Below are 15,397 nucleotides of genomic sequence, written 5' to 3' on the forward strand. Positions count from 1 at the left end.
GCGTCGTCCGGTACGCATCGACGGATCCGTACGGCGTTGACCGCGGTCGGCTTCCTGGACCGGTTCGAGGGGCGGATCTTCAGCGCCGAGGACGTCGCGCACGGCAAGCCCGCGCCGGACCTGTTCCTGCACGCGGCCGCGGAGATGGAGGTGAAGCCGGCCGACTGCCTGGTGATTGAGGACAGCCCGCTGGGCGTCGCAGCCGCGGTCGCCGCCGGCATGAAGGTCTTCGGGTACGCCGGCATGACCGACCCCGCGAAACTTGTCGATGCGGACACGGTTTTCCACAACATGACCGCCCTGCCCGACCTGATCGACGGAGCCTGAGACACTGGGTTAACCATGTCTACTCTTCAGTCACACCCGGTCCGCGCTGAGGCGGTTGTCGATCTGGCGGCGATCCGCCACAACGTGCGCACGCTGCGTGGCCGCGCGCCGGGGGCGCAGCTGATGGCCGTGGTGAAGGCCGACGGGTACGGGCACGGCATGGTGCCGGTTGCCCGGGCCGCGCGCGAGGCCGGTGCCGACTGGATCGGGGCTGCGGTGCTCGAGGAGGCGCTCGGGCTGCGGGCGGCCGGTGACACCGGGCCGGTGTTCTGCTGGCTGACCACGCCGGGCGAGCCGCTGGCGGACGCGATCGACGCCGGGATCGATCTGTCCGCGGGCGCGCCCTGGGAGATCGACGAGCTGGCCGCCGCGGTGCAGGACCGGCCCGCGCGGGTGCACCTCAAGATCGACACCGGCATGTCGCGCGGCGGCGCCGTACCGGAGGAGTGGCCGGCGCTGATCCGGGCCGCGCTCCGCGAGCAGGCGGCCGGGCGGATCGAGATCAAGGGCATCTGGTCGCACCTGGCGTCCTCGGACGAGCCGAAGAGCGCGGTCAACGAGACCCAGCTGGCCACGTTCACCGAGGCGATCGAGGTCGCCGAGTCGTTCGGGATCGACGCCGAGTTCAAGCACCTGGCGAACTCTGGTGCCACGCTCGCGCTGCCCGAGACGCACTTCAACCTGGTCCGTCCGGGCGTCGCGACGTACGGGCTCTCGCCGTTCGGGCACGCGCTGCCGTCGGCCGAGCTCGACCTGCGGCCGGCGATGACGCTGAAGGCCCGGCTCGCGATGGTGAAGCGGGTGCCGACCGGCGCGGGGGTCTCGTACGGGCTGACCTGGACCGCGCCACGGCCGTCGACGCTCGGCCTGGTCCCGCTCGGGTACGGCGACGGCCTGCCCCGGCACGCCTCGAACGGCGGCCCGGTCCAGGTCGGCGGCAAACGCCGTACGATCGTCGGCCGGATCTGCATGGACCAGTGCGTGGTCGATCTTGAGGACGACGAGGCCGCGGCCGGCGACGAGGTCGTGCTGTTCGGTCCCGGTACGGCGGGGGAGCCGACCGCCGACGACTGGGCCGACGCGGCCGGCACCATCAACTACGAGATCGTCACCCGCCTGGGCGCCCGCATCCCGCGCCGGTACGTAGATTCCGAAAGGTAGATCAGCATGTCCAAGGCAGGGCGGACTGCTGGTCTGATCGGGGCCGCGGTCGGAGTGCTGGCCGCGGGCGCCGCGGCCGGGGTCGCGGTCGAGCGCCAGGTGATCGGCCGCCGGTCCGGGCTGCGCAAGCAGCTGGAGGCGGAGCCGTTCGGCACCCAGCGCGGGACGCCGTACATCTTCACCGCCGACGACGGCGTCGAGCTGTACGTCGAGGTCGACGAGCTGAAGCGCTCCCGCCGCCCCGCGCCGCCGCCGAAGCGCAAGCTGGGCCGCAAGCTGCCGGTGCCGCCCGAGGACCTGACGCTGATCTTCATCCACGGCTACGGGCTGAACCTCGACCTCTGGCACTTCGAGCGCCGGGACATGGCCGGGATCGGCACGATGGTGTTCTACGACCAGCGCTCGCACGGGCGGTCCGGGCGGTCGCCGAAGGAAGGCGTCAGCATCGAGCAGCTCGGCAAGGACCTGTACGGGATCGTCGAGCGGTTCGCTCCGACCGGGCCGGTGATCCTGATCGGGCACTCGATGGGCGGGATGACGATCATGGCGCTCGCCGACCAGCACCCGGAGCTGTTCGGCGACCGGGTGATCGGCGTCGGGCTCTGCTCGACCAGCGCGGGGCGGCTCGACCAGGTGCCGATCGTGTTCCCGGGCAAGGCGGGCATGCTGGCCCGCCAGCTGGCGAACCCGACGGTGGCCGCGCTGGCCCGGATCCCGGAGATCGTCGAGCGCAGCCGGAAGGCGGGCTCGGACCTGATCTACCTGCTGACCCGGAAGTACGCGTTCGGCTCCGAGGTGCCGCCGGCCTTCACCGAGTTCGCGAACGAGATGATCGCGGCGACGCCGATCGAGGTGATCGCGGACTTCTACCCGATCTTCGCGCTGCACGACAAGCACGAGGCCCTGGAGCCGCTGCAGAAGGTGGAGTGCGTCGTGATCGGCGGCGACAAGGACCAGCTGACGCCGTTCGCGCACGCCGAGGAGATCGTCCGGCGGGTCCCCGGCGCCGAGCTGGTCGAGGTGAAGAACTGCGGGCACCTCGGCCTGATCGAGCACCACCGTGAGTTCACCGCGGCACTGCTTGGGATGATCGAGCGCGCCGAACAGTCCCTGGCACCTTCCTGAATCTGCGAGATGACCCCGAGATGACCGACCTGCGCGTCGTGGACGCCACCGCCGAGCACGCCGAGGCGATCGTGGCGGTGATCCACCACGCGTTCGCCGCCCGCCGTGTGCTCGACCCGCCGTCGACCCAGCTGTCCGAGAACGTCGCCACCGTGACCGCGGCGATCGAGCGGCACGGCGGCCTGCTGGTGCTGAGCGACGGCGTGCCGGCAGGCGCGATGCTGTTCGAGCAGACCGGCGACATCCTGAACCTGCGCCGCGTCTCGGTCGACCCGCGGAACCAGTCCCGCGGTGTCGCGTCCGCGATGGTCGGCTGCGCCGAGGAAGTCGCCGTACGGCGTGGGCTGAGCCGGGTGAACCTGATCGCGCGCGTCGAGCTGCCGGACACGGTGGAGTTCTGGCGGCGCCGTGGGTACTCCGTCGTCGACCGGCAGGCGCACAATCTGATCTACGCGAAGGCGATGCCGGTCGAGCTGACGGTGCCGACCGCCGACGACATGCAGGCGATCGGCGAGGAGCTGGCGGGCCAGCTGCGCGCGGGCGACGTCCTCGTGCTGTCCGGCGATCTCGGTGCCGGGAAGACCACGTTCACGCAGGGGCTCGGCGCCGGACTGAAGGTCCGGGGCGCGATCACCTCGCCGACGTTTGTGATCTCACGGGTACATCCGTCGCTCGTCGGCGGTCCGGCGCTGGTGCACGTGGACGCGTACCGGGTCGGCGGGTTCGCGGAGCTGGACGACCTCGACCTGGACGCGAGCCTGGAGGAGGCTGTCACCGTGGTGGAGTGGGGTCACGGGCTGGCTGAAGGGCTCGCGCCGGACCGGCTCGACATCGTGGTGACCCGCGGCGACGACGACACCGACGAGACCCGCGCGCTCCGCATCACCCCGGTCGGCCCTCGCTGGGCGGCGTCCGGCGTACGTGTGTCTGCCCTGGAGAAGAACTGATGTTGCTTGCCTTCGATACCTCCAGTGCCGCGGTGACCGTCGCGCTCGCTACCCCGGGCGGGGAGATCGTCGCGTCGTCGACGACCGTGGACGCGTTGCGCCACGGCGAGCTGCTGGCGCCGGCGATCGCTGCCGCATTGGCGAGTGCGGGCGTGACGCCGCGCGAGCTGACCGGGATCGCGGTCGGCGTCGGGCCGGGGCCGTTCACGGGGCTGCGGGTCGGGCTGGTGACCGCGCGGACGATGGGCGAAGTACTCGGGATCTCGGTCGCCGGGGTGTGCAGCCTGGACATCCTCGCACGGCAGTCGTCGTTGACGTTGCCGGTCGCGGTCGCCACGGACGCGCGGCGCAAGGAGATCTACTGGGCGCTGTACGACGGCCCGGCCGCGGACGGGAGCCGGCGGCGGCTGGAGGGACCCGCGGTGGACAAGCCTGCCGAGGTCGCGCACGTGCTGTCCGGGTTGCCGGTGATCGGGCGGGGCGCGGTGCTGTACGGCGAGGTGCTCGGCGTACCGGTCGACGACGTGGTGGAGTACCCGTCGGCCGAGGTCCTGGCGACGGGGGTGGCTACGCGGACGCTGGAGGTTGTCGCGCCGGATCCCCTGTACCTGCGGCGGCCCGACGTGACCATGTCCAGCGGGCCGAAGAGCGTGCTGTGAGACCCGCGATCCGGCCCGCCGTCGCCGACGACCTGGCGGCGCTGGTCGCGCTCGATGGGACGTGCTTCGGGTCGGAGGCGTGGAGCGCGGCCGCGTGGGCGGACGAGTTCGAGCGGTTGACCGAGGACCGGGTGGTGCTGGTCGCGGACGACGGTTCGGTTGTCGGGTACGTCGTACTGTTGCTGCCGCCGGTGGAGCTCGATGTGGTCGAGGTACTGCGGATCGCGGTGGCTCCGGCGCGGCGGCGTACGGGCATCGGTGGGCAACTGCTGACGATCGCCCTGGAGCGTTGCGCGGGGCGGACGGTTCTGCTGGAAGTTGCTGCGGGCAACGAGTCGGCCCGGGCGCTGTACGCCGGGTTCGGGTTCGCGGAGATCAGCCGGCGGCGCGGGTACTACGCGGGCGGCGAGGATGCGGTGATCATGCGGTGGCGGGAGGAAACGTGACGGAACAGCCTCTGATCTTGGGGATCGAGACGTCGTGTGACGAGACCGGGGTCGGGATCGTGCGCGGGCAGACGTTGCTCGCGGACGCGGTCGCGTCGAGTGTCGAGGAGCATGCCCGGTTCGGCGGCGTGGTGCCCGAGGTGGCCAGCCGTGCACACCTCGAGGCGATGGTGCCGACGATCCGCCGCGCGTGCGAGACGGCCGGGATCAAGCCGGCCGACGTGGACGCGGTCGCGGTGACCAGCGGTCCCGGGCTGGCCGGTGCGCTGCTGGTCGGTGTCGCCGCCGCGAAGGGCCTCGCGCTGTCGCTGGACAAGCCGATCTACGGCGTCAACCACCTGGCCGCGCACGTCGCGGTCGACACCCTCGAACACGGCGACCTGCCGAAGGGCTGCGTCGCGATGCTGGTGTCCGGCGGGCACTCGTCGCTGCTCGCGGTCCATGACATTACCGACGGCGTCGTACCGATGGGCAGCACGATCGACGACGCGGCCGGGGAGGCGTTCGACAAGGTCGCGCGGGTCCTCGGGCTGCCGTTCCCGGGCGGTCCGTGGATCGACAAGGCGGCGCAGGACGGCGACCGGCGGTACGTGACGTTCCCGCGCGGGCTGACCTCGCAGCGGGACCTCGAGCGGCACCGGTTCGACTTCTCGTTCTCCGGGCTGAAGACCGCGGTCGCGCGCTGGGTGGAGGCCAAGCGGCGCGACGGCGAGGACGTGCCGGTGAACCATGTCGCGGCGGCCTTCCAGGAGGCGGTCTGCGACGTACTGACCCGGAAGGCGATCGACGCCTGCAAGGACCGCGGGTTCGAGCACCTGGTGATCGGCGGCGGCGTCGCGGCGAACTCGCGGCTCCGGGCGATGGCCGAGGAGCGCGCCACCGCGGCCGGGATCACCGTCCGGGTGCCGCGCCCCGGACTCTGCACGGACAACGGCGCGATGGTCGCCGCCCTCGGCTCCGAACTCGTCCGCGCCGGCCGCGCCCCGTCGCCACTGGACCTCCCCGCCGACTCCTCGATGCCCATCACGGAGGTGCTGAACTGAGGGCATACCTCGCACTCGCTACGATGTGGGAGTGCGAGGTATGCCCTGATGAAGTGGACAGGTCCCGACGGCTTCGAGGCGGATGACGACGCCGAGCGTATCGATCCCGCGGTGGTGCAGGGCTTTCTGAGTACGTCGTACTGGGCGGCCGGCATCCCGCGTGAGGTGGTGCAGCGGGCGATCGCGGGTTCGCTGAACCTCGGGGTGTACGACGCGACCGGCGCGATGGTCGGGTACGCGCGGATGGTGACGGACCGGGCCACGTTCGCGTGGCTGGCCGACGTGTTCGTGCTGGAGACGCACCGCGGCCACGGGCTCGGGCGGTTCGTCGTGTCGACGCTGCTCGAACACCCGGACCTGAAGGGCCTGCGGCAGATCCTGCTGGCGACGGCCGACGCGCACGAGCTCTACCGTTCGTACGGCTTCACCGAGACACCTCCCGGCCGGATGATGGCGATCCGCAAGGAGCCGGCCGAGCTGTACGCACGCCCGTGAGGCGACCGGGTGTCGACCTCGTCGTGCACCCCGCGGGGGCGACCGAACTGGTCCTGATCGCCCACGGCGGCGAGGAACACTCGCACGCCGACCCGCAGCTGTGGCGTCCCGCGCTGCTCCGGATGTGGCCGTTCGCCGCGGTGGCCCGGTCGGCCGCGCCGGACGCCGCGATCGGGTTCGCGCGGTACCGCTTCCGGGGCTGGAACGACGACGGCGACCCGGCCGCCGACCTGAGGGCGGTGCTGGACGAGCTGCCGCCGGTGATCACCCGGGTGCTGCTGATCGGGCACTCGATGGGCGGTCGTGCGGTGGTTGCCGCCGGCGACCATGCCCGGGTCGCCGGGGTGCTCGCGCTCGCCCCGTGGCTGCCGGACGACGAGCCGCTCGTCGCGCTCCGCCCGCCGGTCACCTTCGTCCACGGGACCGAGGACACGATCACCTCGCCCGCCGGTACGACGGCGTACGCGACGCGGCTGCGGGACGCCGGGGTGACGGTGACGACGTACGCGCTGGCCGGCGAGGGACACGCGATGCTGCGCCGCCCGAAGGACTGGAACCGCCTGGTGGCTGAGTTCGTGCGCGGCGAGGCGCCCGGTGGCGACGAGCTACTGCCGGCCCTCGGCGCCGGCTTCGTCTCGGCGGTCCCTCAAGCACTGTCCGCGTTCGCCGGGGTCGCTACGTCGCTGGTCCGGCTGCCGGTGCGGGAACGGTTCCGGACAGAGGCCTGGGGGTGATGCGCACCGCTTGCTCCCCAGGTAAACGGTCAGCGGCCAACCGGTTCCGGACTCCAGCCTGACCACCGCAGATGAACGCGCGGTGACGGTTTAGTGGCGGGCCTCCGGGGAGCGCAGCAACGGACGCAGCACCTCGCCCGCCGGCAAGTCACCCGGAGACCCGCTCGCGAGATCGATCATATGTTCGAATGTAGGTCGAGCGCAAGTCCTGTACTGATCCGGCGGCAGGAATAGGCGACCGCGTCCCGCCCGATCCGCGTGATGATCAGCGTCGCCGACGTGGATCCCTTCGGTCCGAGCTTCTTGCGCAGCTGGGCCGGGTCCAGGTCGACGCCGCGCTTCTTGATCTCCAGCGTCCCGATTCCCTGACTGCGGACCCACGCACGGAGCGCCTTCTCCTTGTAGGGCAGTTCTTCCAGTACTTCGTACGCCGACGCCAGCGGAGTCGCGACGTACTGCGATGCCGTCACGTAGGCGATCCGTGGATCCAGCAGCCACCCGCCGACGGCCGCGGCGACCGCGGTGACCAGACCGGCCCTGACGACCGCACCGTCCGGCTCGTAGATGTACTGCCCGACCGGGCCGGCGTCCACCTCGGGCGCGTCCGTGACGGTCGCGCCGCCCGGGAGCAGCGTGGCGCGGCGAGGGATGCCCGTGGAGAGCCGTCCGGACCAGAGCGCCGCCTCCTTCACCTCGCCGGCGTCGCTGATCCACTCGGCCTCGACGCCGTCCGGGACCGCGTCGTGCGGGATGCCCGGCGCCACCTTCACGCACGCGGTCCGCTCCAGCAGCCCGGTCACGAACGACCAGGGCGGTGAGTAGGCGTGGTGGTCGAACACCCGTCGCCCGTCGGCCCGTCGTGCGGGGTCCGCGAACACCACGTCGTACGGCGTGAGGTCGGTCGACTCGGCTTCGCCCACCAGTACGTCGCCCGGCAGGCCCAGGGCGGACAGGTTCGCGCGGGCGGTGGCTGCCGTCTCCGGATCGCGTTCTACGCCGGTGACTCGTAGACCGGCGCGTGCAGCCGTGATGAGGTCGCCGCCGATGCCGCATCCCAGGTCGACAACGCTGGCGCCGGGCAGGGCCGTTGCCAGCCGTTCGGCGCGGTGGGTGGCGACTGTGGTGCGGGTTGCCTGTTCCAAGCCGTCAGGGGTGAAGTACATGCGCTCCGCGTCCGGGCCGAACTTCGCGGCGGCCCGGTGGCGCAGGGCGGCTTGGGTGACCGCAGTCGTGACCAGTGCAGCGTCGTACCGGCGTCTGAGCTTCTCCACGAGTTGCAGCTCGCCGCCGGGGCGGAACTCGGCGCACGCGGCGGCCAGCACCTCCTCGCCCGGTCCGTCGAGCAGCGCGGTGACAGTCACCCGGCAACTTTAGAGGGGCGACGCCGAGATTCCTTTGGCACTCGAGTTGACCGAGTGCTAATCGCGGCCTAGATTCGGTGTTGGCACTCTCCGTGGGAGGGTGCCAGCGGTCCGGCCTCTGACCCCCGCGACGGCAGGGGAGCGCGACCACATGCCACAGACAAGCGAATTCGACCGTGGAGGTCAGCAAGTGTCGGTCACGATCAAGCCGCTCGAGGACCGTGTCCTCGTCGCGCCGCTCGAAGCCGAGCAGACCACGAAGTCCGGTCTGGTGATCCCGGACACCGCCAAGGAGAAGCCGCAGGAGGGCGAGATCCTCGCCGTCGGCCCGGGCCGGATCGACGACAACGGCAACCGCGTCCCGCTGGATGTCAGCGTCGGCGACAAGGTCATCTACTCCAAGTACGGCGGCACCGAGGTCAAGTACGACGGCCAGGACTACCTGATCCTGGGCGCCCGCGACATTCTCGCAGTCGTCAGCAAGTGACGTCCGCCCGCTGTTCCTGACTGACACCGCCCCGGGGCCTCTGGCACCGGGGCGGAGTGGGTCATGGCCCCCGGCCGGGGCGGTGGGGCGGGGGAGTTGGACACAGCGGGTTCGGGCCTGCAACCGGAGAGATATTCAGAAAAGGACTGGTTTTCTTCATGCCGAAGATCCTCGAGTTCGACGAGAACGCGCGGCGCGCGCTGGAGCGCGGCGTCGACAAGCTCGCGAACACGGTGAAGGTGACGCTGGGCCCGAAGGGCCGCTACGTCGTCCTGGACAAGAAGTGGGGAGCCCCGACCATCACCAACGACGGTGTCACCGTCGCGCGTGAGGTCGAGCTGGACGACCCGTTCGAGAACCTTGGTGCGCAGCTCACCAAGGAGGTCGCCACCAAGACCAACGACATCGCCGGTGACGGCACCACCACCGCGACGGTGCTGGCGCAGGCACTGGTGCACGAGGGCCTCCGGGCGGTCGCCGCGGGCGCCAACCCGATGGGTCTGAAGCGCGGCATCGAGGCGGCCGTCGAGGCCGTGTCGGCCAAGCTGGTGGACACCGCGAAGCCGGTCGACGACAAGGGCGACATGGCCCACGTCGCGACCATCTCCGCCCGCGACGCCGAGATCGGCGCGCTGATCGCGGACGCGTTCGACAAGGTCGGCAAGGACGGTGTGATCACCGTCGAGGAGTCGAACACCTTCGGTACCGAGCTCGAGTTCACCGAGGGCATGCAGTTCGACAAGGGCTACATCTCGCCGTACTTCATCACCGACGCCGAGGCCGGCGAAGCGGTGCTGGAGGACCCGTACATCCTGATCCACCAGGGCAAGATCTCCGCGATCGCGGATCTGCTGCCGCTGCTGGAGAAGGTCGTGCAGTCCGGCAAGACGCTGCTGATCATCGCCGAGGACGTCGAGGCCGAGGCGCTGTCGACCCTGGTGGTCAACAAGATCCGCGGCAACTTCACCTCGGTCGCCGTCAAGGCGCCGGGCTTCGGCGACCGCCGCAAGGCGATGCTGGAGGACCTGGCCGCGCTCACCGGCGCGCAGGTCGTCGCCCCCGAGGTCGGGCTGAAGCTCGACCAGGTCGGCCTCGAGGTGCTCGGTTCGGCGCGCCGGATCGTGGTCTCGAAGGACAACACGACCGTCGTCGAGGGTTCCGGCAAGGCCGAGGACATCGAGGGCCGGGTCAGCCAGATCAAGTCCGAGATCGAGCGTACGGACTCCGACTGGGACCGCGAGAAGCTGCAGGAGCGGCTGGCCAAGCTGGCCGGCGGCGTCTGCGTGATCAAGGTCGGCGCGGCCACCGAGGTCGAGCTCAAGGAGAAGAAGCACCGGATCGAGGACGCGGTGTCCGCGACCCGGGCCGCGATCGAGGAGGGCATCGTCGCCGGCGGCGGCTCCGCCCTCGTGCACGCGGCCTCCGTGCTGGACAACGGCCTGGACCTGGAGGGCGACGAGCTCTCCGGCGTCAAGATCGTCCGCAAGGCGGTCGTCGAGCCGCTGCGCTGGATCGCCGAGAACGGCGGCTACGAGGGGTACGTCGTGGTTGCCAAGGTGTCCGAGCTGGAGTCCGGCAACGGCTTCAACGCGGCCACCGGTGAGTACGGCGACCTGCTCGGCAGCGGCGTGCTGGACCCGGTCAAGGTGACCCGGTCCGCGCTCGCCAACGCCGGCTCGATCGCCGCGCTCCTGCTGACCACCGAGACCCTGGTGGTCGACAAGCCCGAGGAAGAGGAAGCCCCGGCGGCCGGTCACGGCCACGGTCACGGCCACTGATCCTCAGGCAGTAGTTCGACAGCACAGCACACCAGCACCGCCCGGCAGCAACGCTGCCGGGCGGTGCTTATATGTGCGGGTGATTCGTGAACGCCGCCCCGAAGACCTGCCCGTCTGCGTCGGCCTCCTGCGGGCTGTCCACGAGAAGGCCGGCTACCCGATCAACTGGCCCGCGGACCCGGCCGCCTGGCTGACGCCTGACACCGCGCTCGGCTGCTGGGTCGCGGTGCGTGACGGGACCGTCACCGGACATGTTGTCCTGACGGCCGTGGACGACCGCGCCGAGGTCGAGCGGCTCTTCGTGGATCCGCTCGCGACCGGGCGGGGCATCGGACGGCAACTACTCGAGCACTGTGTGCGTACGGCGGCACAGCTCGGCCGCGAGTTGTCGCTCGAGGTGGTGGACAACCGCGGCGCCGCCGTACACCTGTACCGCCGGGCCGGCTGGACCGAGGCGGGCCGCACACCGATCGACTGGGGCGGCACCCACGCCACCGAACTGATCCGGTTCACCGCACCCACCCGGAACCTGTAGCGGGGCATCGGGCAGATCCAGGTATGCATCCTCTCTCAGTTGTTCAACGGGACGGGCCGACGGTGCCGGTCGGCGACGAGCGCGACGAGTTCGCGCGGGTCTTCGACCGCCACGCGGTGACGATCCACCGGTACATCGCGCGCCGGCTCGGACGCAGCGAGGCCGACGACCTGGTCGGGCAGACCTTCCTGATCGCCTTCGAGGGCCGGGACAAGCACGGCGGTACGGCGGACGGCGCGCTCCCGTGGTTGTACGGGATCGCGACGAACCTGATCCGGCGCAGACGTCGCGACGAGGTCCGGCAGTACCGCGCCTACTCGCGCGCCGAACCCGCCGGTACCGAACCGCACGTCGACCTGCTCGCCACCGACGTCGCCGCGCGCGTCGACGCGGAGGCGGTGTCCCGGATCCTGCACGGCGTCCTCGCCGAACTGCGGCAGGCCGAGCGTGACGTCCTGCTGCTCTACGCCTGGGAAGACCTCAGCTACGCCGAGATCGCCCAAGCCCTGGACCTGCCCGTCGGCACGGTCCGCTCCCGCCTGCATCGAGCGCGTCGAGCCCTCCGCTCCGCCCTCGGCCCGGACTTCAAGGAGAACCTGTCATGACCGAGATCGACCTTCTCAAGCGCGCACGTCCCGATGTCGCCGACCCCGACCCGCTCACCCTCGCTCGCGCCCGGCTCCTCACCCCCGAGCCAGTGGTACGGCGGAGCAAGGGCCCCCGCCTGGTCCTCGCCGGCGCCCTCGCATTCGCCCTGGCCGGCGGCTTCCTCGCCGCCGACGTACTCACCAAGGACAAGCCGATCGGCGCCACCGCGGATGCCAGTACCTTTCTCGTTGACGCGGCCGGCCGGACCACCCCGGACGCCCCGATCCCGCCGGGTCACTTCCGTCAGGTCACCCTGGAGTCGTCGTTCACCAACGCTTTCACGCAGAACCCGACGTACGTGGTGACCTTCTTCTCCCGGTCGGACACCTGGATCCCGGCCACGCCGGCGCAGCGGTTCGTCCGGCGCACGAACAAGGTGACCAAGGTCGAGTTCCCGTCCGCGGCAGCCCGGGACGCGGCCCGGAAGGTCGATCCGGGGCTGTTCAACCGTCCGAAGGCGACGCTCGGCCTCAGCCCGTGCACCGTGGATCCCGGCGGCCCTTGCAAGGCAGGTTGGAGCACGCCGACAGCCGAATTCCTCGCCCGCCAGCCGCGCGACCCCGGCGCCCTGCTCGCCGCTCTGCGCACGAGCGACGGCCGGACCGAGGACGGTGTACAGCCGGACGTCCGCGCCTTCGAGCACCTGTCGACAGTCCTGCACAGCGGCCTCGTCCCGTCCGACCTGCGCGCGGCGCTGTACCGGGCCGCGGCCAGGATCCCCGGTATCCAGCTCCTGGACGACGTCACGATGAACGGCCGCACCGGCCGCGCGATCGGGCTGCTCGACAAGGACATCCGGACCGAGATCGTCATCTCGGGCACGAACGGCGCCTACATCGGCGAGCAGTCCGTCGTCGTCGGCTCCGGCCGGCACCTGCCCGGCTTCCACGCCGGTCAGATCGTCGACTCGGCCTCGATGACCACCCGGATCGTGGACTCCCAACCGGTCGTGAAGTAGCTCGGTGCGCGGGGCCGCCCCGGCGGCCCCGCGCCCGGCAAGCGGAGTGGTGACCCGCCAGTAGTGACAGATTGTGATCAAAACAAGGGCTTGACTGCGACTTGCCACTAGGCAACCAGAGATGAGGGCCGTAGCATCTTGCAGGCTGACCGGTCTGAAACTACGAGGGGGCGAGGGGTGACAGAGGTCAAAGTGCCTGACACCCACGACCGGGTCGAGCTCAGGGATCTTGCCGCGCTGGCCGGCGACGGGGACCGTGCAGCTCTCAACGACCTGCTCACCAGGGTGCGCGCTGTGGCGCACCGTTACGTACGGTCCCGTCTGTGGACCTATCCCGGCGGCGCCGACATGGTCGACGACGTCGCTCAAGAGGTTTGCGTCGCGGTGTTCGGTGCGCTCGGCCGGTACCGCGACGAGGGGAGGCCTTTCGAGGCTTTCGTCTACGGCATCGCGGCCCGCAAGGTCGCCGATGCCCAGCGTGCGTTCGCGGTCGCCGACGTCTCGACGCCGGACCTGCCGGACGGCGCGGACGAGTCACCGACGCCTGAGGAGCGTGCGGTTCGGCATTCCGAGGTCCAGCACATCATGGGCCTGCTGGAGAAGCTGCCGGAGAAGCTGCGCGAGATCCTGCGCCTGCGCGTCGTTGCGGGGTTGTCAGCCGAGGAGACCGGCCGGGCACTGGGGATGACACCGGGGGCGGTGAGGGTCGCACAGCATCGGGCGTTGCACACGCTCAGGGGGTTCGTGGGGCATGAAGCACAGTCGGAACGAGGAAGAGCAGGGGAGGGGCATCATGGCTGACCGATTCGACCTGGACGCGATCGAGGCTGATGACGCGCTGCTCGATCTGCTTGCCGCCGGTGGGGAGTCCGCCCGCGCGGCCGGCGAGCACGACCCGGCCGTCGCGCTGCTGGCCGATCTGCGGCTGGCCGTGGAGGTCGAGGACGAACTCCCCGTGGAGACCATCGACGATCCGGAGAGCTTCCTGGCGCGTTGCGCCGCGCTGAACCCGATCACCGACCCGTTCGCCCGCAAGGTGGCGACCCGTGGTCTGGCGTTCGGAGTGGCCGCGGTCGCCGCGCTGTCGGTGTCCGGGGTGGCCGCCGCGGTCACCGGGGACCCGTTGTCGCCGTACGAGAAGGTCATCGAGAAGATGGTCGACGCGGTCCGGCCGCAGACCAGCTTCCCGAAGCAGGACCTGAACGGCCTGCCGGTGGTCGACCGGCAGAAGATCGTCAAGGTCGGCAAGGACTACCAGGCCAAGGCGAGCGCGGAACACGCCGACTCGAACGGCACCGGCAACTCCGGCACCGACGCGCCGCAGGCGCAGGACAACACCAACACGCCGCCGCTGATCTCGCCGCCGGTCGGCGACAAGGCGCTGGTCCTGCCGCTGCAGACCGAGCAGAAGCCGCAGGCCCTGGCCACCGACGGGGGCGGTCTCAAGACCACGCCGGACCCGTCCGGGACCAAGACCACGACGCCGTCGGACGGCAAGACGAACGAGCCGGGCGGTACGTCGACGGACCAGCCGACCGGCGGTCCGACGGATCCGCCGTCGACGCCGCCCGACACGACCGGTACGGCCACGCCGCCCCCGACCGACACCACCACGACGCCGCCGGCGACCGTGGACAACGGTTCCGGCGGCAACGGTTCGAGCGGTTCGTCCACCGACCCGACCACTGCACCGACCACCGCACCGACCGGTGACACCGGCACCGGTACCACCGACGGCACCGGCACCGGCCAGCCCGCAACCGGCGGCACCGGCACCACCGACGGCGCGGGTACCGGCACTGGTACGACGGGCGGCACGGGGACCGGTACGACCGACGGCACCGGCAGCGGTACGACGGGCGGCACGGGTTCGACCGGTACGGGTTCGACTGGTACCGGGACCACCGGTGGTACCGGGAGCACGGGGACCGGGACGACCGGCGGCACGGGTACCGGTGGTACGGACACCACGCCGTCCGGTACGACGACCACGCCGGGGGCCGGTGCGACCGTCGTCCCGGGCGTGATCGACGGCCTGCTGAACAGCGCGCTCGGTGCGGTGCCCGTCGACGTACCGCCGACGCCGACCGGCGAGTTGCCGACGCTGGACAGCGCCCAGCAGTACTTCGGCCCGGCCGACGCGACCGCCCAGTCCGTCACCGAGCCGGCCATGGCGAAGGTCCCGGCGAAGGCGCACGCGAAGACGAAGGCCAAGGGCAAGCCGGCCGGGACCGAGTCCGCGAAGCACTCCAGCGGCAAGGTCAGCACCGGTTCGGTCCGGAAGGCCTACACCAAGGGCAAGCACTCCACCGGCCACTACGCGGAGGGCAAGCACGCCGCGATCGCCCGGACCCACGGTTCCACCGACGAGTCCAGCCTGCTGCAGATCCTCGGCATCATCAACGTACCGACCGAGACGCAGAAGTAACACCGGGTCACCGCCCGCCGCGCATCCGTGGCGGGCGGTGCCTGTGGACGGCGGATTCGGGGCCCGGTCGCGGCGCGGATAGGATGGGGTTCCGTTCTCGCCGTACAAAGGTGCACGTTTTCCTCATGGACATCACCCCCGCTGGAGTTCCCGACAAGTTCGCCGTCCTCGGCCTCACCTTCGACGACGTACTGCTGCAGCCGAACGAGTCCGACGTCATCCCGTCCGAGGCGGTCACCCGGTCCCGGGTGAGCCGCAACGTCTG

The 15,397-nt window shown here is 70.9% G+C and carries 17 protein-coding genes; 16 read left to right on the plus strand and 1 reads right to left on the minus strand.

Features of this window, described 5'->3' with window-relative positions; all coding sequences use genetic code 11:
• The 9 genes from VFF46_RS35375 to VFF46_RS35415 all read left to right on the plus strand — a co-directional run.
• A partial coding sequence (locus VFF46_RS35375; protein WP_325041616.1) for an HAD-IA family hydrolase occupies positions 1–327 on the plus strand: 327 nt, incomplete at its 5' end.
• Positions 328–342: 15 nt separating this feature from the next.
• On the plus strand, positions 343–1,488 hold the full coding sequence (alr, locus tag VFF46_RS35380; RefSeq protein WP_325041617.1) for an alanine racemase: 1,146 nt from the start codon (positions 343–345) through the stop codon (positions 1,486–1,488).
• Between the two features lie 6 nt (positions 1,489–1,494).
• On the plus strand, positions 1,495–2,613 hold the full coding sequence (locus VFF46_RS35385; protein WP_325041618.1) for an alpha/beta hydrolase: 1,119 nt from the start codon (positions 1,495–1,497) through the stop codon (positions 2,611–2,613).
• A 20-nt stretch (positions 2,614–2,633) separates the two neighbouring features.
• Positions 2,634–3,560 (plus strand): tRNA (adenosine(37)-N6)-threonylcarbamoyltransferase complex ATPase subunit type 1 TsaE, encoded by a 927-nt coding sequence (tsaE, locus tag VFF46_RS35390; RefSeq protein WP_325041619.1) that lies wholly within the window; start codon positions 2,634–2,636, stop codon positions 3,558–3,560.
• Positions 3,560–4,219, plus strand: coding sequence for a tRNA (adenosine(37)-N6)-threonylcarbamoyltransferase complex dimerization subunit type 1 TsaB (tsaB, locus tag VFF46_RS35395; protein ID WP_325041620.1), 660 nt, complete (start codon positions 3,560–3,562; stop codon positions 4,217–4,219). Before tsaE ends, tsaB begins: the two co-directional genes overlap by 1 nt.
• Positions 4,216–4,665, plus strand: coding sequence for a GNAT family N-acetyltransferase (locus VFF46_RS35400; RefSeq protein ID WP_325041621.1), 450 nt, complete (start codon positions 4,216–4,218; stop codon positions 4,663–4,665). The genes tsaB and VFF46_RS35400 overlap by 4 nt, the downstream gene beginning before the upstream one ends.
• Positions 4,662–5,708: a tRNA (adenosine(37)-N6)-threonylcarbamoyltransferase complex transferase subunit TsaD gene (tsaD, locus tag VFF46_RS35405; protein ID WP_325041622.1), complete on the plus strand. Its 1,047-nt coding sequence runs from the start codon at positions 4,662–4,664 to the stop codon at positions 5,706–5,708. Before VFF46_RS35400 ends, tsaD begins: the two co-directional genes overlap by 4 nt.
• A gap of 48 nt (positions 5,709–5,756) precedes the next feature.
• Positions 5,757–6,203: a GNAT family N-acetyltransferase gene (locus VFF46_RS35410; RefSeq protein WP_325041623.1), complete on the plus strand. Its 447-nt coding sequence runs from the start codon at positions 5,757–5,759 to the stop codon at positions 6,201–6,203.
• Entirely contained in the window at positions 6,200–6,937 is a 738-nt protein-coding gene (locus tag VFF46_RS35415; RefSeq protein ID WP_325041624.1) for an alpha/beta hydrolase, read from the plus strand. Before VFF46_RS35410 ends, VFF46_RS35415 begins: the two co-directional genes overlap by 4 nt.
• A 176-nt stretch (positions 6,938–7,113) precedes the next feature.
• On the opposite strand, the gene VFF46_RS35420 is transcribed toward VFF46_RS35415, so the two are convergent.
• Positions 7,114–8,298 (minus strand): class I SAM-dependent methyltransferase, encoded by a 1,185-nt coding sequence (locus tag VFF46_RS35420; protein ID WP_325041625.1) that lies wholly within the window; start codon positions 8,296–8,298, stop codon positions 7,114–7,116.
• Positions 8,299–8,488: 190 nt separating this feature from the next.
• Here VFF46_RS35420 and groES point away from each other — a divergent pair, with 190 nt between their 5' ends.
• From groES to VFF46_RS35455, 7 genes are all read left to right on the plus strand, one after another.
• Positions 8,489–8,785 (plus strand): co-chaperone GroES, encoded by a 297-nt coding sequence (gene groES / locus VFF46_RS35425; protein ID WP_133782216.1) that lies wholly within the window; start codon positions 8,489–8,491, stop codon positions 8,783–8,785.
• 158 nt (positions 8,786–8,943) lie between these two features.
• Positions 8,944–10,563 (plus strand): chaperonin GroEL, encoded by a 1,620-nt coding sequence (gene groL / locus VFF46_RS35430; protein ID WP_325041626.1) that lies wholly within the window; start codon positions 8,944–8,946, stop codon positions 10,561–10,563.
• A gap of 73 nt (positions 10,564–10,636) precedes the next feature.
• Entirely contained in the window at positions 10,637–11,098 is a 462-nt protein-coding gene (locus VFF46_RS35435; RefSeq protein WP_325041627.1) for a GNAT family N-acetyltransferase, read from the plus strand.
• A 23-nt stretch (positions 11,099–11,121) separates the two neighbouring features.
• Positions 11,122–11,703, plus strand: a complete 582-nt coding sequence (locus tag VFF46_RS35440) for an RNA polymerase sigma factor (RefSeq protein WP_325041628.1) — start codon at positions 11,122–11,124, stop codon at positions 11,701–11,703.
• The gene (locus VFF46_RS35445) at positions 11,700–12,704 is read left to right on the plus strand and encodes a CU044_5270 family protein (RefSeq protein ID WP_325041629.1); all 1,005 of its coding nucleotides are present in this window, start codon (positions 11,700–11,702) and stop codon (positions 12,702–12,704) included. The genes VFF46_RS35440 and VFF46_RS35445 overlap by 4 nt, the downstream gene beginning before the upstream one ends.
• A 177-nt stretch (positions 12,705–12,881) precedes the next feature.
• On the plus strand, positions 12,882–13,505 hold the full coding sequence (gene shbA / locus VFF46_RS35450) for an RNA polymerase sigma factor ShbA (protein WP_414673129.1): 624 nt from the start codon (positions 12,882–12,884) through the stop codon (positions 13,503–13,505).
• Positions 13,498–15,132 carry a hypothetical protein gene (locus tag VFF46_RS35455; RefSeq protein ID WP_325041630.1) on the plus strand — a complete coding sequence of 545 codons (1,635 nt, stop codon included), beginning with the start codon at positions 13,498–13,500 and terminating at the stop codon, positions 15,130–15,132. The genes shbA and VFF46_RS35455 overlap by 8 nt, the downstream gene beginning before the upstream one ends.
• The last annotated feature ends 265 nt before the right edge of the window (positions 15,133–15,397 follow it).

Origin of the sequence: Kribbella sp. (assembly GCF_035655035.1) — a bacterium.
Lineage (GTDB): Bacteria > Actinomycetota > Actinomycetes > Propionibacteriales > Kribbellaceae > Kribbella.

Coding starts and splice junctions, on each gene's coding strand:
- VFF46_RS35440 (WP_325041628.1), top strand. CDS start 11,122: ATGCATCCTCTCTCAGTTGTTCAACGGGACGGGCCGACGGTGCCGGTC.
- alr (WP_325041617.1), top strand. CDS start 343: ATGTCTACTCTTCAGTCACACCCGGTCCGCGCTGAGGCGGTTGTCGAT.
- groL (WP_325041626.1), top strand. CDS start 8,944: ATGCCGAAGATCCTCGAGTTCGACGAGAACGCGCGGCGCGCGCTGGAG.
- VFF46_RS35445 (WP_325041629.1), top strand. CDS start 11,700: ATGACCGAGATCGACCTTCTCAAGCGCGCACGTCCCGATGTCGCCGAC.
- VFF46_RS35455 (WP_325041630.1), top strand. CDS start 13,498: ATGGCTGACCGATTCGACCTGGACGCGATCGAGGCTGATGACGCGCTG.
- VFF46_RS35410 (WP_325041623.1), top strand. CDS start 5,757: ATGAAGTGGACAGGTCCCGACGGCTTCGAGGCGGATGACGACGCCGAG.
- VFF46_RS35385 (WP_325041618.1), top strand. CDS start 1,495: ATGTCCAAGGCAGGGCGGACTGCTGGTCTGATCGGGGCCGCGGTCGGA.
- tsaB (WP_325041620.1), top strand. CDS start 3,560: ATGTTGCTTGCCTTCGATACCTCCAGTGCCGCGGTGACCGTCGCGCTC.
- tsaE (WP_325041619.1), top strand. CDS start 2,634: ATGACCGACCTGCGCGTCGTGGACGCCACCGCCGAGCACGCCGAGGCG.